The organism is Pseudoalteromonas sp. bablab_jr011, assembly GCF_016464045.1.
GTDB classification, from domain to species: domain Bacteria; phylum Pseudomonadota; class Gammaproteobacteria; order Enterobacterales; family Alteromonadaceae; genus Pseudoalteromonas; species Pseudoalteromonas lipolytica.
Genome location: NZ_JACDWU010000080.1, coordinates 1 through 1,613 on the forward strand (window position 1 = coordinate 1; position 1,613 = coordinate 1,613).

2 protein-coding genes are annotated in these 1,613 nt (G+C 42.4%); one reads left to right on the forward strand and one right to left on the reverse strand.

Annotation, left to right across the window (positions count from 1 at the left end; all coding sequences use genetic code 11):
• A partial coding sequence (locus JIG41_RS02380) for an RNA-guided endonuclease TnpB family protein (RefSeq protein ID WP_199524207.1) occupies window positions 1-1,024 on the reverse strand: 1,024 nt, incomplete at its 3' end.
• A gap of 77 nt (window positions 1,025-1,101) precedes the next feature.
• Between JIG41_RS02380 and tnpA the strand changes: the two genes are divergently transcribed.
• The gene (gene tnpA / locus JIG41_RS02385) at window positions 1,102-1,557 is read left to right on the forward strand and encodes an IS200/IS605 family transposase (protein ID WP_138534067.1); all 456 of its coding nucleotides are present in this window, start codon (window positions 1,102-1,104) and stop codon (window positions 1,555-1,557) included.
• Window positions 1,558-1,613: the final 56 nt, after the last annotated feature.

Sequence of the window (1,613 nt, forward strand, 5' to 3'; positions counted from 1 at the left end):
TCTCTATGATGTGCCAGCCAACGTTTAAAATAGACTTGTTTAGCCCAGCCTTTTGTTTGGCTTTGTTTGACACATACCGACCTTGTTCATCCTGCTTCGCCTTTGGCTTGCGCGTCATGCTTGAGGTTCGTAAAGCCTCGAACACTATAACCTTAGCCTTGCTTTCGATTAACGAACGACTTGTTTTATGTGCAAAATCGTTTCGAATATTCGCCTTTTTAGCATGGTGCGTAGCAATGCGATGTTTGGTTTTGTTTCTTCGGCTAGAGCCTTTTTTCTGGCGTGATAACTTGCGTTGAAGTCGCTTGATATAGCGGTCAGCTTTGGTCATGTTCGATTTCTGGTTTTCGCAGAAATCGAACGTTATAGAGCCTGCGTGAACAGGAATTGCCACGCCACGATCTACACCAATAGTATGTTCTTCCAGATATTTTTTGGTTGAACCCTGCAAGAATTCCAAATGTTCAGCATTGCTAGGAAGTTCTTCTTCGCTATTGCCGTCTTCATAACAGAAAGATACATAATATTGACCACGCTCTTTGCGCACATATAGCGAGTTTGGGATCTCGAACTTGCCATGCGCTTTAAAGGATAAGTAACCAATATTATTAGTCTTCGTGCCGATAAATAGTCGTAAGTTTCCATCTTCGCAACGTTCGAAGCTGAACACCTCACGAGTAAGATAGATGCTACCTCGGTCAGTTTTAGGTTTGCGCTTAGGTCGCCCACACACGCCTTTCATGAATTTTTGGTAAGTCTGATACCAGTTAACCGCACTGTTTCGGATAATCTGACTAGGGCATCGAGATAGCCAAGGGGTTAACTCCTTCGACTTGAATTGTGATGTTTTCTGGTCAATTGGGGCATAAGTGCCCGTTGGGTAGTATTTACGTGCAAAGGTGCGGAAATACTTTTCTTCGTCAACTTTGGCATTCCAAATACTGCGTGCGCAACCCATCCACTGGCTTAAAACCAGTTTTTGATGTGATGTTGGGTTAGCACGTAGCTTAATGCCAGTTAGCATGCTCTTTCCGTAGGTTGTCAATTGCGGTAACTATTATTACACTTAGCGTTAAATTGTCAATCTAGTCTATAAGTAAAATGTACGAATGGAGAACAGGCAGAAGCTGCCTATTTAAAAACAATGCTCATCTAGTATTTGTTACAAAATACCGAAGAGGCGTTTTCACTAAAGAGATGTTAGATAGAACCAAAGAGATAATGGAGGAAACCTGTAAGCAAATGGATTGCGAGCTTTTAGAGTTTGGTGGAGAACATGACCACGTTCACTTAATGGTGTCTATTCACCCCAAAGTTGCTGTATCGAATTTGGTTGGCAAATTAAAAGGGAAGTCGTCATATATACTAAGGCGTGAGTATTGGAATCGGATTAAGACGATGCTTTGGGGAAATCACTTTTGGTCGCCTAGTTATTGTGTCGTGTCATGCGGCGGCGCGAGTTTGGATGTAATTAAGCAGTACATTGAAAATCAAAACACACCGCCAAGTGAAAGAGCCGTAAAAACTTCACGCGCTTTAAGTCAGAAAAAAGACTAGTTACCTCTTGCTTGACTCGCCCTTGAAAGGGTGAGATTGCGCAAGCCTAATGTTCA

Excerpts from the sequence above, each read along its gene's own strand:
- tnpA (WP_138534067.1), top strand. The coding sequence starts at position 1,102 with ATGTACGAATGGAGAACAGGCAGAAGCTGCCTATTTAAAAACAATGCT.